The sequence below is a fragment of the Streptomyces sp. NPDC048603 genome (assembly GCF_043199475.1).
Lineage (GTDB): Bacteria > Actinomycetota > Actinomycetes > Streptomycetales > Streptomycetaceae > Streptomyces.
Genome location: NZ_JBICVY010000016.1, coordinates 95,219 through 113,916, shown reverse-complemented (window position 1 = coordinate 113,916; position 18,698 = coordinate 95,219). Strand labels below are relative to the sequence as shown.

The 18,698-nt window shown below is 73.6% G+C and carries 11 protein-coding genes; 1 reads left to right on the top strand and 10 read right to left on the bottom strand.

All coding sequences use genetic code 11. From position 1 onward, the window contains the following. Positions 1-100: 100 nt before the first annotated feature. Positions 101-2,221, bottom strand: coding sequence for a type IIA DNA topoisomerase subunit B (locus ACGFQ9_RS32570; RefSeq protein WP_393578875.1), 2,121 nt, complete (start codon positions 2,219-2,221; stop codon positions 101-103). Between the two features lie 453 nt (positions 2,222-2,674). Here ACGFQ9_RS32570 and ACGFQ9_RS32565 point away from each other — a divergent pair, with 453 nt between their 5' ends. Continuing rightward, positions 2,675-2,905 (top strand): hypothetical protein, encoded by a 231-nt coding sequence (locus ACGFQ9_RS32565; RefSeq protein ID WP_393578873.1) that lies wholly within the window; start codon positions 2,675-2,677, stop codon positions 2,903-2,905. Positions 2,906-3,037: 132 nt separating this feature from the next. Here ACGFQ9_RS32565 and ACGFQ9_RS32560 read toward each other — a convergent pair whose 3' ends face one another. The 9 genes from ACGFQ9_RS32560 to ACGFQ9_RS32520 form a co-directional block, all read right to left on the bottom strand. Further along, on the bottom strand, positions 3,038-3,862 hold the full coding sequence (locus ACGFQ9_RS32560; RefSeq protein ID WP_393578871.1) for a S1 family serine peptidase: 825 nt from the start codon (positions 3,860-3,862) through the stop codon (positions 3,038-3,040). Positions 3,863-3,985: 123 nt separating this feature from the next. Next, on the bottom strand, positions 3,986-5,557 hold the full coding sequence (locus ACGFQ9_RS32555) for an RNA polymerase sigma factor (RefSeq protein ID WP_393578869.1): 1,572 nt from the start codon (positions 5,555-5,557) through the stop codon (positions 3,986-3,988). Positions 5,558-5,904: 347 nt separating this feature from the next. After that, the gene (locus ACGFQ9_RS32550; protein WP_393578867.1) at positions 5,905-6,792 is read right to left on the bottom strand and encodes a FadR/GntR family transcriptional regulator; all 888 of its coding nucleotides are present in this window, start codon (positions 6,790-6,792) and stop codon (positions 5,905-5,907) included. A gap of 120 nt (positions 6,793-6,912) precedes the next feature. Next, the gene (locus ACGFQ9_RS32545) at positions 6,913-8,748 is read right to left on the bottom strand and encodes an ATP-binding cassette domain-containing protein (protein ID WP_393578865.1); all 1,836 of its coding nucleotides are present in this window, start codon (positions 8,746-8,748) and stop codon (positions 6,913-6,915) included. 111 nt (positions 8,749-8,859) lie between these two features. Further along, entirely contained in the window at positions 8,860-9,603 is a 744-nt protein-coding gene (locus tag ACGFQ9_RS32540; protein WP_393578863.1) for an NUDIX domain-containing protein, read from the bottom strand. Between the two features lie 338 nt (positions 9,604-9,941). After that, positions 9,942-11,918 carry a glycogen debranching N-terminal domain-containing protein gene (locus ACGFQ9_RS32535; protein WP_393578862.1) on the bottom strand — a complete coding sequence of 659 codons (1,977 nt, stop codon included), beginning with the start codon at positions 11,916-11,918 and terminating at the stop codon, positions 9,942-9,944. A 185-nt stretch (positions 11,919-12,103) separates the two neighbouring features. After that, positions 12,104-13,336: a DUF4192 domain-containing protein gene (locus ACGFQ9_RS32530; RefSeq protein WP_393578861.1), complete on the bottom strand. Its 1,233-nt coding sequence runs from the start codon at positions 13,334-13,336 to the stop codon at positions 12,104-12,106. A 149-nt stretch (positions 13,337-13,485) separates the two neighbouring features. Then, entirely contained in the window at positions 13,486-14,289 is an 804-nt protein-coding gene (locus ACGFQ9_RS32525; protein ID WP_393578860.1) for an SDR family oxidoreductase, read from the bottom strand. Between the two features lie 94 nt (positions 14,290-14,383). After that, positions 14,384-18,574 (bottom strand): amino acid adenylation domain-containing protein, encoded by a 4,191-nt coding sequence (locus tag ACGFQ9_RS32520; RefSeq protein WP_393578859.1) that lies wholly within the window; start codon positions 18,572-18,574, stop codon positions 14,384-14,386. Between the last annotated feature and the right edge of the window lie 124 nt (positions 18,575-18,698).

Here is an 18,698-nt window from a genome sequence, read left to right as displayed (position 1 = left end):
TGGCCGAGTGCCCCAAGGATGGGCGGAAGGACTCATTCCGGACCGGTGTATCGAAGGGCTTCACCCCATCAGGTGATGGAGCGAAGCCCTCCGGGGCGGGTCAGGCGTCGATGCGCGAACGGTCCAGGGTGGCCGCCGAGCTGGTGATGAACTCCTTGCGGGGGGCGACCTCGTTGCCCATGAGCAGGTCGAACACCTGCTCCGACGCCTCCAGGTCGCCGATGTTGATCCGGCGCAGGGTGCGGTACCGCGGGTCCATGGTGGTCTCCGCGAGCTGGTCGGCGTCCATCTCGCCGAGGCCCTTGTACCGCTGGATGGAGTCCTTGTAGCGGATCCCCTTGCGCTGGTACTCCAGCAGGGTCTGGCGGAGCTCGTTGTCCGAGTACGTGTACACGTACTTGTCCTGGCCCTTCTTGGGCTGGACCAGCTCGATCCGGTGCAGCGGCGGTACGGCGGCGAAGACGCGGCCGGCCTCGACCATCGGCCGCATGTACCGCTGGAAGAGGGTCAGCAGCAGGCAGCGGATGTGCGCGCCGTCGACATCGGCGTCCACCAGCAGGACGATCTTGCCGTAGCGGGCCTGGTCGATGTCGAAGGTGCGGCCCGAGCCGGCCCCTATGACCTGGATGATCGCTCCGCACTCGGCGTTCTTGAGCATGTCCGAGACCGAGGACTTCTGGACGTTGAGGATCTTGCCCCGGATCGGCAGCAGGGCCTGGAACTCGGAGTTCCGGGCGAGCTTGGCGGTACCGAGGGCGGAGTCGCCCTCGACGATGAAGAGCTCGCTGCGCTCGACGTCGTCGCTGCGGCAGTCGGCCAGCTTGGCGGGCAGCGAGGAGGTCTCCAGCGCGGTCTTCCGGCGCTGGGCCTCCTTGTGCTGGCGGGCCGCGATACGGGTCCGGGCGGCCGCGACGATCTTCTCCATCACGGCGCGGGCCTGCTGCTTGTCGTCCCGCTTGGTGGAGGTGAGGAAGGCCTTCAGCTCCCGGGCCACCACCTGGCCGACGATCCGGGCGGCCGCCGAGGTGCCGAGCACCTCCTTGGTCTGGCCCTCGAACTGCGGCTCGGCCAGCCGGACGGTCACCACCGCGGTCATGCCCTCCATGGCGTCGTCCTTGACGACGTCGTCCTCGGCGACGCGGAGGAGCTTGGCGGAGCGGAGGACCTCGTTCACCGTCTTGGTGACCGACCGCTCGAATCCGGACACGTGGGTGCCGCCCTTGGGGGTGGCGATGATGTTGACGAAGGACTTCAGCTGGGTCTCGTACCCGGTGCCCCAGCGCAGCGCGATGTCGACGCCGAGCTCGCGGGTGACCTCGGTGGGGGTCATGTGACCGCGGTCGTCCAGGACCGGGACGGTCTCCTTGAAGGTGCCCTGGCCGCTCAGCCGCAGCACGTCACAGACGGCCTTGTCCTGCGCGAGGTACTCGCAGAACTCGCTGATGCCGCCGTCGAAACGGAACGTCTCCTCGGTCTTGCCGCCCCCGTCGATGCCGCGCTCGTCGCGGACCACCAGGGTCAGGCCGGGCACCAGGAAGGCGGTCTGCCGGGCTCGCTGGTAGAGCGTCTCCAGGGAGAGCCGGGCGTCCTTGAGGAAGATCTGCCGGTCGGCCCAGTAGCGGACCCGGGTGCCGGTGCGGCCCTTCGGGACGCGCTTGATCTTCTGCAGGCCGTTGGCCGGGTCGAACGGGCTGTCCGGGCCCTGCTCGGTGAAGATGCCCGGGACGCCGCGGCGGAAGCTGATCGCGTGGGTGGAGCTGTTGCGGTCGACCTCGACGTCGAGACGGGCCGAGAGGGCGTTGACCACGGAGGCGCCGACGCCGTGGAGACCGCCGGAGGCCGCGTAGGAGCCGCCTCCGAACTTGCCGCCGGCGTGCAACTTGGTCATGACGACCTCGACGCCGGACAGGCCGGTCTTGGGCTCGACGTCGACGGGAATGCCCCGGCCGTTGTCCCGGACCTCGACCGAGCCGTCGTCGTGCAGCACGACCTCGATGTGGTCGCAGAAACCACCGAGGGCCTCGTCGACGGAATTGTCGATGATCTCCCAGAGGCAGTGCATCAGGCCACGGCTGTCGGTCGATCCGATGTACATGCCGGGGCGCTTACGGACGGCCTCGAGACCCTCGAGGACGAGCAGGTGCCGCGCGGTGTAGTTGGAGCCGTCCCGGTCCGCTCCGGTCAGCAGCGCGTTGGAAGGCACGGACGTGTCGGCGGTCACGCAGTTCGCTCCTCGCTGAATTTCTTTTCCGGCCCGATCGGGCCCAGGGTTGGCTCGTTGCCCGTCAGAGGGTACCGATGCCTGGTAGAGCCGGTACAACGCCACCCTCGCGGTTCATCAGCCTAATGCAGAACCGTACGGATGTTCGATCCCCCGATGGGGTGAAGCAAACATCACGTTCCCTTCCGCGCATGAACCATTTAGGGTTCGGGCACGTCCTCATGAACAACCGGCACTCCCGCCGGGGAGGACGAGACCCCATGCGACGACGACAAGCAACGACAAACAACGCGAAACCGTAAAGCAACGCAATACGGCTCCTTCGCCGCCAACCGGCAGCAGCCGGCCAGCTTCGGAAGGAAGTTTCGAGGAAAAGCCGAGAGCGGGAACGTTTTCGGCCTGGTTGGATGTTGACCCTGGTACGACAGCTCGTCGAGCTAGAGAAGAGGCGACGTGACTACTGTTCTGACCCCCGCGACCCCGCTGACGGCCGCTGACCGATGCGACCGTTGCGGCGCCCAGGCATATCTGCGCGTCGTCCTGATGAGTGGCGGTGAACTGCTCTTCTGCGCCCACCACGGACGCAAGTTCGAGCCGGAACTCAGGAAGATCGCCGCGGAAATACAGGATGAGACCGAGCGGCTCACTGCCGTTCCGGCCACGGCCGACACCGAGGAACGCTGACACGCTGATCCCTCGCATCCCGACGAGCCAGGACCGGCCAGGCCGGTCGACGGGCGGTTCCCCTGAGATCCAGGGGAGACCGCCCGTCCTCGTTTCCATCCGCGACGGGTGCGCGCACCGCCGGCCGTGCTCTCAGCCGGCCACGAACCCGGTGAGCGGGGCGATCTTCGTGTAGACGCCGGGGCTGTCCGCGCGGCCGCAGCCGCGCCCCCAGGACACCAGGCCGATCAGCCGGCCCCCGGCCACCAGCGGACCGCCGCTGTCACCCTGGCAGGCGTCCTTGCCGCCCGCGGCGTCCCCCGCGCACACCATGGAGTCCTCCAGGTACCGTCCGTCCGCGTCGCCGGGATACGCCTCCCGACAGACCGCGTCGGCCAGCACGGTCACCTCGGAGACCCGGAGCCCGTACGCGTAGTCACCGAACCCCGTGGTGTCGCCCCACCCGTACACCGAGGCCCCGGAGCCCGCGGCGTAGCCGGGGTCGCCCGCCGCGGCCAGCGGCAGGACGTGGTCCGCGGGGACGGCTTCGCCGAGTTCCAGGACGGCCAGGTCCCCCGCGTTCGTCACCGCGTCGTACGCCGGGTTCACCCGGGCCCCGCGCACCGCGATCTCCCGGCCCTCCGCGGCCCGCAGCTCGGTCCGCCCGGTGATCACCCGCAGGTCGCGCACGGATTCGACGGGGCCGCCCAGGACCTGGGAGCCCAGGCAGTGCGCGGCTGTCAGCACCTTGGTCGGCCCGACGATCACACCCCCGCAGAACTGGCCCGCCCGCGTACCCCCGAACCGGTCACGACTGGAGAGGGCGACCACCCAGGGGCTGTCGGCGACCTTGGCCGCCTTCCCCCCGATCACCACCCCGTCCGCGGCCGCCCGCGGCGCCTGGGCCAGTGGTATGGCGGCCGCTCCTGCCGCCAGGGTCAGTGCGCCCGCCAGAAAACGGGCGATGGGACGACGCATGGGGCCTCCTGACTCTGGGTGGATGTGACTCCACCCAGAGTGGAATGCCCGGTGGCCGTGCGCACCCGCGCGGCCACCCGCGTACGTCCCTTCCGGCGTGCCCGGACCCGGTCGGGCCGGACCTCAGTCGAGGTAGTCGCGCAGCACCTGCGAACGGGACGGGTGGCGCAGCTTCGACATGGTCTTGGACTCGATCTGGCGGATCCGTTCACGGGTGACCCCGTAGACCTTGCCGATCTCGTCCAGGGTCTTCGGCTGCCCGTCGGTGAGGCCGAAGCGCATGGAGACCACTCCGGCCTCGCGCTCGCTCAGGGTGTCGAGCACGGAGTGCAGCTGTTCCTGCAGAAGCGTGAAGGAGACGGCGTCGGCCGGCACGACCGCCTCGGAGTCCTCGATGAGGTCACCGAACTCGCTGTCGCCGTCCTCGCCCAGCGGGGTGTGCAGGGAGATGGGCTCGCGGCCGTACTTCTGGACCTCGATGACCTTCTCGGGGGTCATGTCGAGTTCCTTGGCCAGCTCCTCCGGGGTGGGCTCGCGGCCGAGGTCCTGGAGCATCTGGCGCTGCACGCGGGCGAGCTTGTTGATCACTTCGACCATGTGCACCGGGATGCGGATGGTGCGTGCCTGGTCGGCCATGGCGCGGGTGATCGCCTGCCGGATCCACCAGGTGGCGTAGGTCGAGAACTTGTAGCCCTTGGTGTAGTCGAACTTCTCGACGGCGCGGATCAGGCCCAGGTTGCCCTCCTGGATCAGGTCCAGGAAGAGCATGCCGCGGCCGGTGTAGCGCTTGGCCAGCGAGACCACGAGGCGGAGGTTGGCCTCCAGCAGGTGGTTCTTGGCCCGGCGGCCGTCCTCGGCGATGATCTCGAGTTCGCGCTTGAGCTTGGGGGCCAGCTTGTCGGAGTTGGCCAGCTTGTCCTCGGCGAACAGGCCCGCCTCGATCCGCTTGGCGAGTTCGACCTCCTGCTCGGCGTTGAGAAGGGGGACCTTGCCGATCTGCTTGAGGTAGTCCTTGACCGGGTCGGCCGTGGCGCCGGCCACCGCGACCTGCTGGGCCGGGGCGTCGTCCTCGTCGTCGTCGGACAGGACGAATCCCTTGGCCTCGCCGGTCTCTTCCTCTTCCTCGCTCCCCTTGGCCGCGACGGCCTCCTCGAGGGGCTCTTCGTCGGCGGGCTCCTCGCCGCCCTTGGCTGCCGCCGTCTTCTTGGCCGCGGTCTTCTTCGCGGCCGCCTTCTTGGCGGGGGCGGCCTTCTTGGCCGTCGTCTTCTTCGCCGCGGCCTTCTTCGCGGGCGCGGTCTCGGTTCCGGTCTCGTCCGCGGTCGCGTCGGCGGCGGCCGGGGCCACCGGCTTCTCCTCCGGGGCGGCGGCGGCCGGGGCCGCTGTCGTCCTGGCCGCGGCGGTCTTGGTCGCCGTCCGCTTGGCCGGCGCCTTCGCTGCGACGCTCTTGCGGCTGCGCTTGGGTGACTCCGCGGCACTGACCATCAGCGTCACACCCTCTTCCTCGAGGATCTGGTTGAGGCTGCGGAGAACATTCTTCCACTGGGTCTGCGGAATCTGGTCAGCCTCGAAGGCCCGACGCACGTCATCGCCGGCGATCTGCCCCTCGGCCTTGCCCCGCTCGATGAGCGCCATCACAGACTCGGACTCGGCGATCTCCGGCGGGAGCGTACGGGATGTGCTGGCCGACACGAACAACCTCTCGGAACGATGGAAACGGCTTCCGACCCCGGTCTGGTGCTGGACCGGAGCCGACGACCACCGACGGGGATGGGCCGGCGGCGCGGGCAGCGGCCTGGGAGCGGCACAGCACCCGGTCCGGCTGCTGTGTTCCCTCCGTCGGCCATCACCTCTTAGGTCATCGCACGACCTCGCAGAGCGTTACGCCCAAAATTCGTGGCCCGAATCACATCCCCTTCACACCGGGGCGTCCCGATACGTTCCTGCCGGGCCCGTAGCGGGTGCCGGACGGACCGGTCGCCGGACCCGACGGGCCCGGCGACCACCCGCTCCGCCCCCCCGCGAGCCCCCGCACGCACCGGCGCTCAGTGCTCGCGCGGGGCGGGGACCACGCGCTCGACCTCCGGTTGCACCGTCAGCAGCTGGCGTACGGCGTTCTCGGCGCCCGCGGCGTCACCGGTGGCCAGGGCTTCGACGATCCGTGCGTGGTGTACGACACAGGTCTCGCTCCGCCGGTCACAGGCAGTGACCGGGCTGCCGGAGACCTGGAGGGCGGCGGAGACGATGCCGGCGAGGTGTTCCAGCATGCGGTTGCCGGCGAGCTGGATGAGCAGGGCGTGGAACTCGTTGTCGGCGCGGGAGAAGGTGATCGCGTCACCCTGGCCGAGCGCGTGGCCCATGATCTCGACCATGTCGGAGAGGCGCTGCTGGATGTCCTGGCGGCCGTGACCGGCGGCGAGCCGGGCGGCCAGCGGCTCGATGGTCCAGCGGAGCTCGCTGAGCTCGCGGCGCTGGTCCTCGCGCTGCGGGCCAAAGGCCCGCCACTCGATGATGTCGGGGTCGAGCAGGTTCCAGTCGCTGACCGGGCGGACGCGGGTGCCGACGTTGGGGCGGGCGCTGACGAGGCCCTTGGCCTCCAGGACCCGCAGGGACTCGCGCACGACCGTGCGGGAGACCTCGAAGCGCTGGCCGATCTCCTCCGGGACCAGCGGGCGGTCCGCGCCGAGGTCGCCGGAGACGATCATCTGCCCGAGCTGCTGGACGAGTTGGCCGTGCAGTCCGCGGCCGCGGCTGCCGGCCGCGCGCCGGCCGACCCGGCCCAACTCGACGTCGGAGCCGTCCCAGTGGGGTGCGCCGACGCGGTCGGCGCCGGGGGCCTCCGCATAGGGGTAGCGGTCGAGTTCGCCCGGGCCTGCGAGACCGGTCTCGGCGTGGCGGGCGGTGGTCATCATGGTGTGCGCAAGGGTACTCACGCATCCTTTGTCGGCCGTGCCCCGAGGCCCCTTGAGGTCTTTGGTGAAAAGCACACGAAAGGGTGATCAGCGCCACCTCCGCAATTGACGCCTTATCGTAAGGAACCGATCATCGCCGGATCACCAGCGAACGCGGCCGCGCAGACCGGTGAATCCGTAGGCGCACAGCAGTACCGTCAGGGACAACATCAGTGCGGTTCCGACGGGTTGGGTCATGACCCGCAGCGCGCCCAGGACCAGGCGGTCCGCCTCGGGCGGCCACTGCGCGAGGGTCAGACCGCGCAGCCGGGCGGCGATCCCGGACGCCGGGTGGGCGGACGGCCCGGCCAGTGCCCGGCTCACGAGCGGGACGACGAGCACCGGTACGGCGAGCACGGCGCCCAGCCCGGCCACGGCGGAGCGGAACACCCCGGAGGCGAGCACCCCGGCCCAGGCGCAGCCGACCAGCAGCCCGGCCCAGCTCGCGGCAGGTGAGAGCCACTCCGCGGGGGGCCGCAGCGGGCCGTGGTCGAACACCAGCCGGAGCGCGGCCGCGTCGGCGGCCACGGCGAGCCCTCCCAGCAGCAGCGCGAGGGCCGCGGCGACACCGAGCTTGGCGAGGAGCAGGCCCATCCGGCGCGGCACCGTGCCCCGGTCCGCGGCGAGCGCGGGGTACCGGTACTCCTCGCCGAACGCCAGGGCGCCGAGCAGTCCCGCGCCCAGCGCGGCCGGGGGCAGCGGCAGCTTCTCCGGCCAGGCGGCGAGCAGCCGGTTCTGCGGGGTGTGCCCGGCGCGGGCGAGCAGCAGGGCGGTGAGCACGGAGGCCGCGAGCACCGCGGCGGCGGTGAGCACGGGGGTGGCGGTGCCGAAGACGCGGCGCAGCTCGTAGCGGAGCGGCCGGAGCGGTCCGCCGACCCGGCGCACGGCCGAGGGCGGCCTCCCGGAGGCGGTCGGCCGGGCGCGGCCGGCGTCCCCGGCGGCGCCTGCCCCGGTCCCGGCCGCGGCTGTGGCTGTGGCTGCGTCCGTGGCTGTGGCTGTGGCTGTGGCCGCGCCGGCTGTTCCGGTGTCTCCGTCCGGGTTGGGCCGGGCGGCCTGGGCGGGGATGCCCGCGTCGCCCGTCTCGTCGGCGAGCTGGTGCACCAGAACTCCGTGCCGGAAGGCCGTCTCGCCGATCTCGGCGCAGCTGCTGCCGTAGACGGAGAGCCGGTTGCCGCTCTCCTCGACGATCTCCACCGTGCGCTGCCCTTCGCGGGCCTCGCGTCCCAGTACGTCGGCCAGCCGGGCGGCGTGCGGGCTGCGCACGGCGACCCTCGGGCGCATCCGGGCCCGGGCGAAGCCGGCGGCGTCCTGGTCGGCGACCAGCTTCCCGGACTCGATGGTGACCACCTGGTCGGCGGCGCGGGCGGCCTCCTTGGGGTCGCCGGTGGTGAACAGCACGGCGCCGCCGAGGGCGGCATGGCCGCGCAGGAGTCCGTGCAGCCAGTTCTGCTCACGGGGCGACAGCCCGGCGGAGGGCTCGTCGAGGAGCAGGGTGCACGGGTCGGCGAGCAGGGCGGCGGCCAGGCCCAGCCGCCGGTCCATGCCCAGGGAGAGGGAGCCGAGCCGGTGGTCGCGCAGGCCGGCGATCCCGACGACGTCGAGCATGGCGTCCGCCCGGGAGGCCGGGACGCCGACCGCCGCACAGAGCATCCGCAGCTGGTTGCGCACGGTCCGGGCGGGGTGCCCGGGCACGTCGCCGAGCAGGACGCCGACCTCGCGCGCCGGATGCGGGATCCGGTGGAGCGGCCTGCCCCGGAAGTAGGTGACGCCGCGCCCGGGTTCGAGTTCGAGCATCAGCCGGAGGGCCGTGGTCCGGCCCGAGCCGGGCGCGCCGAGCAGGGCGGTCACCTGCCCCGGACGGGCCTCGAAGGTGAGGCCGTCCACGGCGGGCGGGTGGTCCCGGCGGGGTGTACTGGTGAGTCCGATCGCCTGGAGCATCGCTGTCTCTCGCGGGGGGTGGGACCGCTCGGCGGCCGTGTGAGTACCGCCATCAAGATAACGCGATATGTCCGATTTTCGGCGCAACCGGCCCGGCTTGGTGTCGGACCGTCAGACTTCCGGGCGCAGCATCGGCGGGTTGAGCAGGGTGGCCCCTCCCGCCCGGAACAGCTGGGCGGGGCGGCCGCCCTGACGGGTGGTCGTACCGCCGGCCGGCACCAGGAACCCGGGTGTCCCGGTCACCTTGCGGTGGAAGTTGCGCGGGTCGAGGGCCACGCCCCAGACCGCCTCGTACACCCGGCGCAGCTCGCCGACGGTGAACTCGGGCGGGCAGAAGGCGGTGGCGAGCGAGGAGTACTCGATCTTCGAGCGGGCCCGCTCGACCCCGTCCGCGAGGATGCGGTCGTGGTCGAAGGCGAGCCTGGACGCCTCTCCCTCGGGGACGAGGAGTTCGTCGACCGGCGCCCAGCGGGCGCTGTTGGCGTCGCCTCCGGCCCTCGGAGCGGGCAGGTCCGGGGCGAGCACCAGGTGGGCGACGCTGACCACGCGCATCCGCGGGTCACGGTCGGGAGCCCCGTAGGTGGCGAGCTGTTCGAGGTGGGCACCGTTGTCCGCGTCGGGCTGGGCCGGGTCGTGGGCGCACAGCCCGGTCTCCTCGGCGAGCTCCCTGGCGGCCGCCGCCGCCAGGTCCTCGTCCCCGCGCACGAAGCCTCCGGGCAGCGCCCAGCGTCCCTGGAACGGCTGCTCACCCCGCTTGACCACGAGCGCGCAGAGCGCGTGGCGCCGCACGGTGAGCACGACCAGGTCGACGGTAACGGCGAAGGGCGGGAAGGCCGACGGGTCGTAGGGCGACATGCCGCGATCATAGTCGTCTTCCTGACGATAATCAGCGCTTTGGTGATCCTGAAGGAAGCCTGCCCGCGGATCGAAGGCCGGCCCCCCGCCGGAAGCCGTTTCCGCGGCCCGGACGGCGACGCCCAGGGGTGTCTTACGGATCAGGCGGCATCAGGGAGCGGTGTCCGGTGCCGTGCATCGCACGGCGGAGGATGGGGGTCCCCCCGCCGTAGACAGGGGGAGAGTCGACGCGGTGGGGGCGCCTCCCAGCGGTAGCCGGGGGACGTCGGCGAGTGAGGACGACGCGGCGAGGCGCGGCACCGGACGCCGCGAGCCCGGCGTGATCGGCGAGACACCCCCTAAGTCGCCAGCTGGAGCGTGCCGGCCGCCTCCTCCACCATGCCGAGGCCCGTTCTGCTGACCCGGACCGCGAAGGGTTCGCCCGCCACCCGCAGCCCGGACAGCCGGAGCGCGCCGAGCGGGGCCCCGGCGAACGGGGCGAGGGTGACCGTGCCGGCCGGGGCGTCCGGGCGGAGCCCGACCACGGCGGCCAGTACGTGGACCCCCGCGGCGGCGGCGACCGAGGCGGGCCGGCAGGCGGCGGGGTGGGGCAGCGGCGCGCTGCCGGCGGTCCGCTGCTCGGCGGCGTACATCTCGGGCAGCCGGTAGCCGAAGTGCTCGGCGGCGTCCAGCAGGCCCCGCAGCAGGCCCGCGGCCTCCCTCTCGAACCCGGCGGCGGCCAGACCGGCGACGGCCACGGCGGTGTCCTGCGGGCGGACGGCCCCGGAGCGGTGGCCGAACGGGTTGTGCCCCGGCTCCCGGGCCGCCATGCTCCGCAGCCCCCAGCCCGAGTCCATCGGCGGCGCCCCCAGGAGCCGGGCCAGCTGTTCGGTGCGCACCGGGTCGAGCAGGCCCGGGGCGAGCCGGCCCCCGCCCAGCAGCCCGGTGTCGAGCAGGTGCGCCGCGGCCGCGGTGAGCCGGGGCAGCGGCCGGCCGTCGGGGTGCAGGGCGGCGGCGGGACGGCCGCCGGAGGGGCCGTCGGCGTCGATCCAGAACTCCGCACGGAACCGCTCCCGCAGCGCGGCCGCCCGGTCCCGCCACTCCTCGGCGCCGGGACTCCCGCAGGAGGCGAGCAGGTCGGCGCCGAGCAGCGCGGCCCGGTGCGCGTGGGCCTGGGTCTCGCAGCGACGCGGTCCGCCGGCCGGGTCCGCCAGGAAGCCGTCCTCCCCGAGGCGGGCGCGGAGCCAGCCCAGACACCGTTCGGCGGCCGGCAGCAGCTCGGCCAGTTCCGCTTCGGGCAGGCCCCAGCGGCGGGCCTCGGCGAGCACCACCGGGAAGGCCAGGGTGGCCTCCGTCCCGGTGCAGCCCGGAGGGAGCTGGGGGCCCGCCCCGCGCAGCGGACCGGGGATCATCCCGGCTTCCGGACCGGGGCCCGCGCTCTGGGTGCGGGCCAGCACGCGCAGGGTCGCGGCGGCGAGCCCGGTGCCGAGCGGCAGCGCCATTCTGGCGGCCCACAGGGACTCCGCCGGTGCCATCCCAAGGCGCCAGGGTGCACCGGCCGCCAGGAAGGCGTCCACGGGCCCCGAGGGGTCTCTCAGCAGCAGCGCCCGCAGGTCCGCGACGCTGGTCCGGAACCAGTGCTCGGCGCGCGGGTCGTCGCCCTCGGCACGGGCCTCGGCGAGCGGCCCGGCGGCCGGTCCCCCGGGCACCCGGCCGGCCCGGTCCCGGGCGGTGCGCAGCTCGATGGTGCGGGCCTCCCCCGGCGGCAGGTCCAGCTCCCACCGGAGCAGACCGGCGGAGGCCAGGGCGTCGTCCGGGGGCGGCTCGGCGGTGGTGACGGCCTGGGCGCCGCCCTCCGTGCTCCAGCAGAGGCCGGAGGTGTGCACCCCGGCCGGCAGTTCGGGTCCGGCGCGGCCCGCGGCGACGGCGGCCAGGTCGGCGAGGTCCGTGCCGAGGGCGATCTCGACGGGCAGCCGGTGCCGGCGGGCCGTGAAGTTGCGCAGGGTGATCCGCTCGGTGCCGTCCGCGTGCCGGACCCGTTCGACCCCGATGTCCGGGTCAGGGCCGGCCTCGGCCCCGGTGCGCACGGTGGCGGTGAAGCCGGCCCGGTCCGCGCCGAGGCTGCGGCCCTGGACCGCGACCGGGTCGCGGCCCGCGACCCGGAGCAGGCAGCGCGAGAGCAGTCGCAGCCCGGAGCGGTAGATGCCGTCCAGGCCGCGTCCGGTCAGCTGGCCGTGCTCCGGGGAGATCGCCAGACAGGGTGCGGCGACGCAGATCACCGCGCCGTGCACCGGGGGCAGCTCGGGCCGGCGGGCGGGGGGAACGGGGTGCGTCATGCGTCGGCCTCCCTTCTCTGCCGGGGCTGCGCTCTCTGCCGGCGCCGCGCTCGGGTCGGGTCCTCGGGGGCGGCAGCGCGCCCGGACCGCGGCCACCGCATGGCGCAACGCCCCCACCCCCGCCCGGGTCACGCTCCTTCCCACCCGGCACGCCCCGCGGGGGCGCCGCTCGGCCCGCCGGGGGCTCACTGCCCGCTCCCGGCCGTACGTCGGGCACCGCGCCGGCCGGCCCGGGAACGGCGGCCCGGTGGGCGGGCGGCGACGCGCTTGCGCCGCGGTTCCCGGCGGCGACGCTCCTCGCGCAGGCACCGCCGCAGCCCCTCGGGGTCGATGCCCTCGTTGCAGGCGCGGTGCAGCAGCTGGGCGAAGCGGTAATCGCCGTCGGCCCGGAGCGCCAGCGCGAGGGCGATCCTGGCGGTGGGCTCGTCCCCGGTGGACCAGGACACCCAGCCGGCCAGGGTGAGCGGTGCCGCCGCGTGTTCCCGGTAGGCGCCGGCACAGCGGCGGGCCAGGGCCCGCCAGAGCCGGAGGGCGGGGGCGGCCTCGTCGTCCTCCATCCATTCGGCGGCGATGTCGCGGATCTCCCGGTCCTGCAGGCCGAGGATGAGCGCGGCGGCCTCGTCGTGGCCGAGGAGCGCGTCGTCCCAGCCGTCGCCGGCGGGGCCCGCCTCCGCGGGCGGGGCCAGGTCGAGCCGCCGCATCAGGGCCCGGGCCAGCGCGAGGGTCTCCTCGCCGGTCTCCTTTCGGGTGGCCTCGCCGAGGATCCTCGGCATCAGTGTGGCGGCGGCCCGGTCCAGTGCCCGCAGCTGCTCCTCGGCGACCCGGCCGCGCAGCGGGACCAGCCGGCTCTCGATGTCCTTCAGGGAGCCCCGGACGCGCAGCCCGGCATAGGTGGCGGCGGCCGCCATCACCGAAGTGCCGGGCGCGGCCAGCGGGTTCCCCTCGGCCGGACAGCAGCGCGGGTCGGGGCAGCAGTACGACCAGTACCGGCCGCCGGAGATGCACAGGGCCTCGAGCACCGGGACGTCCAGCGCCCCGCAGGCCAGCCGGATCCGCTGGGCGAACGGCCGGAGCCTGGTCATCACCCGCTGCGGGCTCTCGCCGTCGGGCGGGTCCTGACAGAGGAACAGGACGATGCCGTCGGGCTTGCCGCCGCGCCGCTCGCTGCCGTGCACCAGGCAGTCGGCGACCTGCCGGGCGGTGTCGTCCCACTCCGCCGGGCCGGCGGGCAGGCCGAGCCGCAGCCGGCCGCCGAACCGTCCGCCCGCGCCGTGCACGGCGACCATGACGAGGGAGTCCGTGGGGTGAAAACCGATCATGTACGGAAGTGCGTCGGCCAGTTCGGCCGGACTGCGCAGGGTGATCCGGGGGCCGTCGTACGGTCCGGTGGAGGCGCTCGGTTCGTGGTTCTTCGTCATGGATCGACGGTCCCGCACCCGCCCGCGGCACCGAAACCCCTGTGGATAACCCTCCGGCCGCCCCCTCCTCGCCGCGTCTTCGCCTCTCCTCGCCGCGTCTTCACTCCCTCCTCGCCCCCCGATTTCCTTGCCGGCAGGGGGCGTACGCCCTACCGGGTCAACGCCAGCCCACCGTCAAGGGGGATCACGGTGCCGGTCAGGTACGCCGATGCCCGGGAACCGAGGAACCGGATGATGCCGGCCAGGTCGTCGAGTCCCCCGGCCCGCCCCAGGGGGGTACGCAGAACGGTGTCCGCGGCGGGGCGGCCCGGCGGCGCGTCCGACGCGAACGGTCCGAACGGTCCGAACGGTCCGAGCGCGACGGCGTTGACGGCGATCCGCGGGGCCAGCCGGCCGGCCAGCTGCCGGGTCAGCTGGTGCACCGCGGCCGTGCCCGCCGCATGGGAGTAGGCCTCGGCGGACGGAAGGTGCAGCCCGTCGGTGGCCCCGATGGTGACCACGCGGGCCGGATCTCCCGGTTCCGCGGCCGCCTCAAGTGCCGGCCGGAGGAACCTCGTGAGGTGGAAGACGGCCTTCAGGTTCACCTGCAGCACCCTGTCCCAGCCCGCGTCACCGAACTCCTCCAGCGGGGCCGAGTGCAGGGTGCCCGCGCCGTTCACCAGCAGGTGCAGCCGGCCGGTCCGCCCGGTGAGCTCCTCGGCCAGAGCGCGGCACCCCTCCTCCGTCGCGAGGTCGGCGGACAGCGGGAAGCACTCCCCCAGCAGTGAGAGGCGGGCGGCCGTCTTCTCGGCGGCCGCCGCGTCGCGTGAGGTCAGGTACACCGTGGCACCCGCCTCGACCAGTGCCTGCGCGATCAGCGCGCCGACGCCCCTCGCCCCACCGGTCACCAGTGCCGTCCTGCCGTGGACCGAGAACAGCCCCGATCCGTCCTGCGTCGCATGCGTGCCGGTCACAGCTCTCCTCCCTCCAGCCGAACCCCTTGCCCGGGCGGCACCCCCTGCCCGCCCACCCACCCCGTGCCCGCCCACCCCGTGCCCGCTCACCCCGTCACCGGCCCGGCTCTTCCAGGAGCGCGGCCAGGGCCGCCATCACCGGCAGCTGCTGCTGCGGAACCACCTCGGCACCGGTGCGGCCGACGGCGGCCGGCTCCGCAGCCAGCGCCGTGCAGAGCGGGTGCCGGGCGGTCCCGCTGTCGATCAGCCGGAGCGGGCCCGGGTACGGCTCCGGGCGGTGCCCGCCCAGGACCCGGACCGTCTTGCGGAACACCTCGAGGCGGGTGCCGACCGGGGTCTGGGCCCGCAGCCTGGCCGCCCTGCCGAGGGCCTCCAGCCGTGCGGCCCTCGGCCGCAGCCGCAAGGGGTGGTCGGCCGGCACCGGTGGTCCGGCCGGGTAGTCGAACTCCGCCGGCCGCAGCCCGAGTTCCCCGGCGAACAGGCTCTCCAGCAGCAGTTCGTCGGTCACCGGTGCGTCGACCCGGTAGCCGTCGACCAGCAGCACCTCGCAGACCTCGGTCCCCAGCCCGTCCAGCACGCGGGCCACTTCGAGCGCGAGGAGCGCCGCGGCTCCGGCGCCGACCACACAGACGCCGCCCGGGTCCTCGGCCCGTACCAGGCGCGCGTATCCGCCGGCCCGCCGCCGCAGCAGCACCTCGTCGGCGGCCCGCAGATACCCGTCCGCGTGGCCGGCGGAGAGCCCGAGGACCCGGCGCTCCGGGTCGAGCAGGTCGGCCAGCTGCTGGTACCGGTCGAGCTCGCCGGTGCCGTCGTGCACGAGCAGTACGGTCGGTCCGGTCCCGCCGGTGCCCAGCCGGTGCAGCGGGGAGGCCGTCCTCCTGCTGTCGGCTTCCTGCGGGTCGGTGACGCCGTGCGATTCGAGGTACCGGGCCATCGCGGCCACCGTGGGCTCGGGCAGGAGCTGACGCACCAGGGTGTCGAAGAACAGGCCCGCCGCCTGCGGTACGCCTGCGCGCAGCCGGGCGACGAGCCGGGCGGAGAGCAGCGAGTTGCCGCCGAGCTCGAAGAAGTCGTCGTTGCGTCCGACCCACTCGACCTCGAGGACGTCGGCCCACATCCCGGCCAGGGTCGTCTCCAGCCCTTCACGGGGCGCGGCGCTGCCGGGCACCGCCCGGCGGTCGGTGATCTCGGTCAGCTTCTCGGTGAGGGCGCGCCGGTCGATCTTCCCGTTCGCGGTGACCGGCAGGCAGGCCATGGGGTGGATCACCGCCGGGCGCATGTGGTCCGGCAGCCGCTCCCGGAGGTACTCCTCGAGCCGCAGGTCGTCCAGGCTCGGCGCGGTGGGCTCGAAGGTGACGAACGCGACGAGCCTGCGCCGCAGCGCGTCGTCCCCGTCGGCGAGCACCACCGCACCGCGCACCGCCGGATGGCCCGTCAGGGCCGCTTCCACTTCCGCGGGTTCCACCCGGTGGCCGCGTATCTTGACCTGGTGGTCCTCGCGGCCGAGGAACTCGATCGCGCCGGTCGGCAGGTACCGGCCCAGGTCGCCGGTCCGGTAGAGCCGCCGGCCGGTCACGGGGTGGATCACGAAGCGTTCGCGGGTGCGTTCGGTGTCACCCAGGTACCCCAGCGCCAGTCCGTCCCCGCCGATGAAGAGTTCGCCCGCCACCCAGTCCGGGCAGTCGCGCAGCGCGCCGTCCAGGACGTGGAAGGTCTGGTTGCGCAGCGGGAAGCCGTACGGGATGCTCGGCGCGGCCGGGTCGACCTCGCCGATCGGGTAATGGATCGACCAGATGGACGCTTCGGTCGCGCCGCCCAGCGAGACCAGGCGGAGGCCGGGGACGTGGGCGCGGATCCGGTCGGGGAGGGTCACCGGGATCCAGTCACCGGACAGCAGCGCCAGGCGCAGCGAGCCCGTGCCGGAGCCGGGGTGGGCGGCCAGGTGGTGGCCGAGCATCTGCAGGTGTGCGGGGACCGAGTTCCAGACGGTCACCCCGTGCCGTTCGACCAGTTCGGCCCAGTGCCCGGGGTCGCCGCCGCGGTCGGGTCCGGGCAGCACCAGCGCGGCACCGAGGGCGAGCGGGCCGAAGACGTCGTACACGGAGAGGTCCGACCCCGGGTTCGCCAGGCCGAGCAGGCGGTCGGCGGGTTCGATGCCGAACCGCCCGTTGATGTCCGCGATGGTGTTCGCGGCGGCCCGGTGGCTGATCATCACGCCCTTGGGCGTGCCGGTCGAGCCCGAGGTGCAGATGACGTAGGCGAGGGCGTCGGGTTCGACCCGGCGCCTGGTGGACTCCGGGAGTCCGCCGTCGGCCGGCACCGCGTCGAGGGCGACCACCCGCAGGTGCGGGGGCACCGTGTCGTCGGGCCCGGCGGAGACGATGAAGCCGGCGCCGGAGTCCCCGAGGATGAGGTTGCGCCGGAAGGCGGGCTGACCCGGGTCGAGGGGGAGGTACACGGCACCGGCGGCGAGGGTGCCGAGCACTGCCGCGACCTGGTCGAGTCCCTTCTCCAGTGCGACGGCCACGAGGTCGCCGGGTACGGCCCCGGCATCGCGCAGCGCCGTCTCGATCGCGGTCGCGCGGCCGCACAGGGTGCGGTAGGTGTGCGTGCCGTCCGCGTCGATGACGGCCGTCCGGTCCGGATGGCGGCGGGCGGTGTCGAACACCGGCTCGTGCAGGAGGGCCGGGGGCCGGGGTCCCGCCGTCGCGTTCACCGCGGCGCGCCGCCCGGCCTGCGCGGCGGGGAGCGCGAGGACCTCGGTGTCGGACCAGGGCCCCGGTCCGCCCGCCAGCCGTCGCAGCAGCTCCTGGAAGGCCTCGAACATGTCGCGGGCCATGCCCGGCGGGAACACCCCGTCCCGGACGTTCCAGTTCAGCAGCAGCGCGCCGTGGCGGTCCGTCACCTGGCAGTCGATCCAGACCTGGGGTGTCTGGGTGAGGGCGAATCCGATCTCGCCGGCCGTACGCGCGTCCCCGTCCCCGTCCCCGTCCCCGTCCCCACCGTCGTCCCCGTCCTCGTGTCCGGTTCCGCCGATCGTGCTGGTGAACACGACCGGCATGACCGCCTCGTCGCGGCTGCGCCGCCGTACGAGTTCGCGGATGACCTCGATCCCCGAGTAGAGCCGGTGGTCCATCGCGTCGAACAGCCGGCCGCCCAGCCGGCGTGCGCGCTCCGCGAACGGTTCGCCCGCTCCCGGCCGGACGGCCAGCAGGACGACGGAGGTGAAGTCACCGATCAGCTCGTCCACCTGGGGGTGCAGCGGCAGGCGGTTGTGCAGGGTCAGGTTCAGGGTGAACTCCGGGCGTCTGCTCCACCGCCCGATGACCTCCGCGTACGCGGCCAGTACGGCGCCGGAGGCGGTCAGCCCCGCGGCGGCCGCGTGGTCCCTGAACGCGGACCATTCCGCCTGCGTCAGGGTGCCGGCCAGGCCGTGGAAGGAGGGCTCCCCCTCGGAGCGTTCGGCGGTCGGCAGCTCGGGGGCGGGCGGGAGGTCGTCGATGCGTGCCAGCCAGTGGTCCCGGTCCCGCCGGTAGCGCGGGGACTGGGGCAGCCGGCGCTCGGCGAGCACGTAGTCCCGGTAGCTGATCCCGCACGGCGGCAGCTCGTGGTCCGGGTCCTCATGCAACCGCTCCAGCCGGCCGAGCAGGTGCCGGATGCCGGTCCAGTCCGTCATCAGGAAGTCCACCGACAGGTGCAGGACGGTCCGGTCCGTCGTCCGGGTGATGCGCAGCTCGAACATCGGCCACTCGCCGACCGGGTACACCTTGTGGCCGAGTTCCTCCCGTACCTCCTCCAGCCGGGCGTGCACGGCGCCGGTGGCCGCGCCGCGGAGGTCGGTGACCTGGATCCGGTACGGCGGGACCGAGGGCAGCACCTGCTGATAGCCCTCCTCGTGGACCACCACGCGCAGCATGTCGTGGTGGCCGATCAGACGGTTCCAGGCCCGCTCGGTCCGTTCGGGGTCCAGTTCGGGGTACTCGACCTCCAGGTAGGTGTGGCAGGCGACGCCGCCGTAGGCGTACCCGTGCCGGCGGCCGACCAGGTACGCCGTCTGCACGTCGGTCAGCGGGAAGGGCTCATGGCGGTTGCCGGGGTCCGCGACGGCGGCGGGGAGCCCGGCGCTGCGCAGCGCCGCGAGCAGTTCCCCCTTGGCGGAGCGCAGCTCCGCGATGCGTTCGGGGGTCAGCGCGCCCCTGGGGGCCCGGTACCGCAGCTGTCCCGCGTCCTCCCACAGGCGTACGCCGGCCGTGGCCAGCTCGGCGATCAGCTCGTGTGCGCTCACCGGAGCCCGTCCCCCGTCGTTCCCTCCGCCGTCCCCTGCCACCGCCGGACGGTGGTACCGGGCGCATTCAGCCCGTTGACCGAGGTGTGTTCGCCTGCAACGTTTTCGGCCGACTGCCGGGCGG

Excerpts from the sequence above, each read along its gene's own strand:
- ACGFQ9_RS32560 (WP_393578871.1), bottom strand. The coding sequence starts at position 3,862 with ATGCGTCGTCCCATCGCCCGTTTTCTGGCGGGCGCACTGACCCTGGCG.
- ACGFQ9_RS32545 (WP_393578865.1), bottom strand. The coding sequence starts at position 8,748 with ATGCTCCAGGCGATCGGACTCACCAGTACACCCCGCCGGGACCACCCG.
- ACGFQ9_RS32540 (WP_393578863.1), bottom strand. The coding sequence starts at position 9,603 with ATGTCGCCCTACGACCCGTCGGCCTTCCCGCCCTTCGCCGTTACCGTC.
- ACGFQ9_RS32535 (WP_393578862.1), bottom strand. The coding sequence starts at position 11,918 with ATGACGCACCCCGTTCCCCCCGCCCGCCGGCCCGAGCTGCCCCCGGTG.
- ACGFQ9_RS32530 (WP_393578861.1), bottom strand. The coding sequence starts at position 13,336 with ATGACGAAGAACCACGAACCGAGCGCCTCCACCGGACCGTACGACGGC.